The following is a 4,260-nucleotide window of genomic DNA, read 5'->3' as shown; positions in this document are numbered from 1 at the left end:
ACCTTTATCCGACGAACGGCCTGTCGCTGGCCGATGCCGCGGCGGTGGAATTCCTGGCGATCGGCGCGCACGCGGTGCGCCGATCGCTCGGGCAGCCCGGCCAGCGTACACTGGTCATCGGCGCCGGCCCTATCGGGCTCGGCACGGCGATATTCGCCCGCATCGCCGGCCTGGATATCAGCCTGTTGGACATGAGTAGCGAGCGCCTCGGCTTCGCCGAAAAGGAACTCGGCTTTGCCCCGCTCGACACCTCGAAGGCATCGGCTGCCGACCTAGTGCGGCAGGCGACCGGCGGCGAAGGGTTCGACCTCGTCTTCGACGCGACCGGCAACACAGCATCGGTGCAGTCGGCCTTCGCCCATGTCGCGCATGGCGGCACGCTGGTGCTGGTCAGCGTCGTCAAGGACGACATCACCTTCTCCGACCCCGAATTCCACAAGCGCGAGATGACGCTGGTCGGCAGCCGCAACGCGCTGAAGGCCGACTTCGAGCATGTCGCCGCATCGATCCGCAACGGCGCCGTGCCGTTGGGCAAGCTCGTCACCCATCGCACCACGCTCGCCGCAACGCCGCGCGATCTGGCGCGATGGACGCATGAGAAATCGGGGCTGATCAAGGCGGTTATCGAGGTGGGGTGAGAGACGCCGGCATAGAGATTTCCGGCCCTGGATATCTGGCAATCGCAGCCTTGGTGATTGGCCGAAGCGCCTACCCCTTCGTCATCCGCGGGCGGAGCAAGGAGCGAAGCGACGCGCGCAGACCCGAGGATCCATTCCGTGACTTCGAAGCTCTGCGACGATCCAGAATTCTGCTCTGTCGCATTCCACGGTCGAGGTAACGGAATGGATCCTCGGGTCTGCGCTCCGCTTCGCGTCGCTCCGCCCGTGGATGACGACTTCTGGGTTGTCCCCCCGGAATGACTACGGTGGGCTAATCGCCGGCCGACAACCTCAACTCCACCCGCTCCGCCGGGAACCTCGACTCCGCGAACTGGATCGGCTCACCGTCGAGCGTGACGTTGACGGCGACGGTGACCAGCACGATGGCGCCCGGCTGCAGATCGAGCGCTGCGAGGTCGTCGGCGTCGGCATGGCGTGCCGACAGCACCGTCGAGTGCCGCAGATAATCATTGACGCCGAAGCGCTTCAGCGAGGCGGTGATCGATCCCGTTTCCGCCATTGCCGCCTCGATGCCGGCGAAGCGCTTGGCGTCGAACCAGGTCGTCGCGCGCGACACCGCTTGACCGTCGGCCTCGCCGCGCGTCTCCAGCCGGATGACGGCCGCGCCCTTGGCAAGGCCCAGCGCCTCGGCGATGCGCCGGCTGGCCGGCTCCGTCGAGGACGACAACAGCGCAATATGCCGCTCGCTCGTCTGCCCCTGCAGCCCGGTCGAGAAGCGCGTGCGCGCGCCGATCGGATAGGACAGCCGCTTGCGCGACAGGACGAAGGTGCCGCGGCCCTGCTCGGCCTTCAACACGCCTTCCTGCACCAGTGCTGCAATGGCGCTACGCACCGTGTGGCGGTTGACGCCGTAGCGTTCCGCCAGCGCGACTTCGGGCGGCAGCGCCGCGTTCTCGGCGAAGTCGCCGCTCGCGATCCCCTGCAGGATCCGGTCGGCGATCTGCCGCCACAGCGACACGCCGTTGCGCCTTTCGATGCTGCTCGCCAGTCCGGTCACCCATCGCCCCCAAGCATTTTTCCGGGTTGTCATCCACCCGTCATGGACTCCCGTTACCAGATAAGTATAATTTGTATAGTTGTCTATATCAATAGACAAATTTTACGCATGCAGGGAGGAATGCCATGCGAGGACAGGAAGCGCGCGAGCAGGCCGGGCGGAAAGCCTTGATGGAGACGCTGGCGCATGCCGAAGCCGATGAGATCGCGCGCCTGTGGAACGAAGCGGGCCTGCCTTCCGAGGCCGAGCTCTTGCGCGGCCCCGAGACCGGACTGGTGACGGTACGCGGGCGCATCGGCGGCGGCGGCGCGCCCTTCAATGTCGGCGAGGCGACCGTCACCCGCGCCACGGTGCGGCTGCCCTCCGGCCAGGTCGGCCATTCCTACGCGCTCGGCCGCGACAAGGACAAGGCCAGGCTCGCCGCAATCGCCGACGCGCTGTGGCAGGACCCGCCGCAGCGTGAAGCAGTCGAGACGAAGCTCGCCGCGCCTTTGCGCGCGGCGCTCGATGCGGCGCGCGAGACGCGGCGCGTCGAGACGGCGGCCACGAAAGTGGATTTCTTCACCATGGTGCGCGGAGAGGACTGATGGATATCGCCACGCAATCGATCGACGGCGGCTTCGCCGAGCCAGTCTTCAACGCGCAAACCGTCTTCCGCGCCATCATGGACGCGATGGCGCGCCCAGGCTCCGTGCAGGCCCTGCCGCAACTCACCCACCCGCCGGCGCCATTGTCGGCGACGGCCGGGGCCGTGGCGCTCTCGCTGTGCGACAACGATACACCGATCTGGCTCGATCCGCCGCTGCAGGCGGAAGCTTCGGTCAAGGCCTGGTTCGGCTTCCACACCGGCGCGCCCTTGGCCAACACGCCGGCCGACGCGCATTTCGCCTTGATCGCCAATCCGAAGGAGATGGCCGCGCTCGACGGTTTTGCGCAAGGCACGCAGGAATATCCCGACCGCTCGACGACGCTGATCCTCCTGGTCGACGACCTCGCCTCGGGCCCGTCGCTGCTGCTTGAGGGCCCCGGCATCGAAAAGACGTCGATGATCGCGCCTCGGGGCATGCCGCGCCATTTCGTCGAGCAGTGGAAGCAGAACAACCAGCGTTTTCCGCGCGGCGTCGACATCATCCTGGCGGCGCCGGGCAGCCTTGCCTGCCTGCCGCGCACGACCCGCATCAAGACGATGGAGGCGTGACATGTACGTCGCGGTGAAGGGCGGCGAAGCCGCCATTGCCAATGCCCACCGCCTGCTGGCCGATCGCCGCCGCGGCGACCGCTCGGTGCCGGCGCTGCGCCTCGACCAGATTGTCGAGCAGCTGGCGCTCGGCGTCGATCGCGTGATGAGCGAAGGCTCGCTCTATGATCGCGAGTTGGCGGCTCTGGCCATCGTCCAAGCACGCGGCGACATGATCGAGGCGATCTTCCTGGTGCGCGCTTACCGCACCACGCTGCCACGCTTCGGCTACACCAATCCGGTCGATACCGGCGCCATGCAGGTCGAGCGTCGTATCTCGGCCACCTACAAGGACCTGCCCGGCGGCCAGGTGCTCGGCCCGAACTTCGACTACACCCACCGCCTGCTCGATCCGGAGCTCGCCGCCGGCGCTGAGGTCGAGACGCCGGCGCAGCGCCCGGTCGAGCCGGAGGCCATGCCGCGCGTCTCGGCGATCCTCGCCCATGAAGGCCTGATCGAGGCCGATGGCGAGATGCCGTTGGACCATGTGCCAGGCGATATCACCCGCGAGCCGCTGCAATTCCCGATGGCGCGCGACATCCGCCTGCAGGCGCTGTCGCGCGGCGACGAGGGCTTTTTGCTGGCGCTCGGCTATTCGACGCAGCGCGGCTATGCGCGCAACCACCCCTTTGTCGGCGAAATTCGCATCGGCGAGGTCGAGCTGGAGCTTGACGTGCCGGAACTGCCCTTCGCCGTGCCGCTGGGCTCGATCCGCGTCACCGAATGCCAGATGGTCAACCAGTTCAAGGGCTCGGCCAAGGCGCCGCCGCAGTTCACCCGCGGCTACGGCCTGGTCTTCGGCCAGAGCGAACGCAAGGCGATGGCGATGGCGCTGTGCGACCGGGCGCTGCGCGCCGGCGAACTTGGCGAGGATATCGTCGCCGCCGCGCAGGACGAGGAATTCGTCATCTCCCATTCCGACAATGTCCAGGCGACCGGCTTCGTCGAGCATCTGAAGCTGCCGCACTATGTCGACTTCCAGGCCGAGCTCGGCCTCGTGCGCCGCATGCGCGCCGAATACGAAGCGCGGGAAAATGAGGACAAGGCTGAAGAGAAAAGGGAGGCCGCCGAATGAACGCCCAATCGACCGACATAGCCACCTACAACTTCGCCTATCTCGACGAGCAGACCAAGCGGATGATCCGCCGCGCCATCCTGAAGGGCATCGCCATTCCCGGCTACCAGGTGCCTTTCGCCTCGCGCGAGATGCCGATGCCTTACGGCTGGGGCACTGGCGGCGTGCAGGTCACCGCCTCGATCATCGGCCCGGATGATGTGCTGAAAGTCATCGACCAGGGCGCCGACGACACCACCAACGCCGTTTCGATCCGCGCCTTCTTCAAGAA

At 66.9% G+C, this 4,260-nt stretch carries 6 protein-coding genes; 5 read left to right on the top strand and 1 reads right to left on the bottom strand.

From position 1 onward, the window contains the following. The coding region (locus EOA27_RS24890) for a zinc-binding dehydrogenase (RefSeq protein ID WP_145970513.1) at positions 1 to 638 on the top strand (638 nt) is incomplete at its 5' end. Positions 639 to 930: 292 nt separating this feature from the next. Here EOA27_RS24890 and phnF read toward each other — a convergent pair. Then, on the bottom strand, positions 931 to 1,668 hold the full coding sequence (gene phnF, locus EOA27_RS24885) for a phosphonate metabolism transcriptional regulator PhnF (protein ID WP_245467374.1): 738 nt from the start codon (positions 1,666 to 1,668) through the stop codon (positions 931 to 933). A gap of 134 nt (positions 1,669 to 1,802) precedes the next feature. Here phnF and phnG point away from each other — a divergent pair, with 134 nt between their 5' ends. From phnG to EOA27_RS24865, 4 genes are all read left to right on the top strand, one after another. Beyond that, positions 1,803 to 2,264, top strand: coding sequence for a phosphonate C-P lyase system protein PhnG (gene phnG, locus EOA27_RS24880; RefSeq protein ID WP_126081148.1), 462 nt, complete (start codon positions 1,803 to 1,805; stop codon positions 2,262 to 2,264). Further along, the gene (phnH, locus tag EOA27_RS24875; RefSeq protein WP_126081147.1) at positions 2,264 to 2,875 is read left to right on the top strand and encodes a phosphonate C-P lyase system protein PhnH; all 612 of its coding nucleotides are present in this window, start codon (positions 2,264 to 2,266) and stop codon (positions 2,873 to 2,875) included. The genes phnG and phnH overlap by 1 nt, the downstream gene beginning before the upstream one ends. A 1-nt stretch (position 2,876) precedes the next feature. Then, entirely contained in the window at positions 2,877 to 3,989 is a 1,113-nt protein-coding gene (locus tag EOA27_RS24870) for a carbon-phosphorus lyase complex subunit PhnI (protein ID WP_126081146.1), read from the top strand. After that, a partial coding sequence (locus EOA27_RS24865) for an alpha-D-ribose 1-methylphosphonate 5-phosphate C-P-lyase PhnJ (RefSeq protein WP_189562103.1) occupies positions 3,986 to 4,260 on the top strand: 275 nt, incomplete at its 3' end. The genes EOA27_RS24870 and EOA27_RS24865, both read left to right, overlap by 4 nt.

The sequence above is a fragment of the Mesorhizobium sp. M2A.F.Ca.ET.037.01.1.1 genome, assembly GCF_003998075.1.
In the GTDB taxonomy this organism is placed as follows: domain Bacteria; phylum Pseudomonadota; class Alphaproteobacteria; order Rhizobiales; family Rhizobiaceae; genus Mesorhizobium.
This window is presented reverse-complemented; position numbering and strand designations above follow the sequence as displayed.

What these genes read in the sequence shown, in the direction of transcription:
- phnG (WP_126081148.1), top strand. Translation starts at nt 1,803, where the DNA reads ATGCGAGGACAGGAAGCGCGCGAGCAGGCCGGGCGGAAAGCCTTGATG.
- phnH (WP_126081147.1), top strand. Translation starts at nt 2,264, where the DNA reads ATGGATATCGCCACGCAATCGATCGACGGCGGCTTCGCCGAGCCAGTC.
- EOA27_RS24870 (WP_126081146.1), top strand. Translation starts at nt 2,877, where the DNA reads ATGTACGTCGCGGTGAAGGGCGGCGAAGCCGCCATTGCCAATGCCCAC.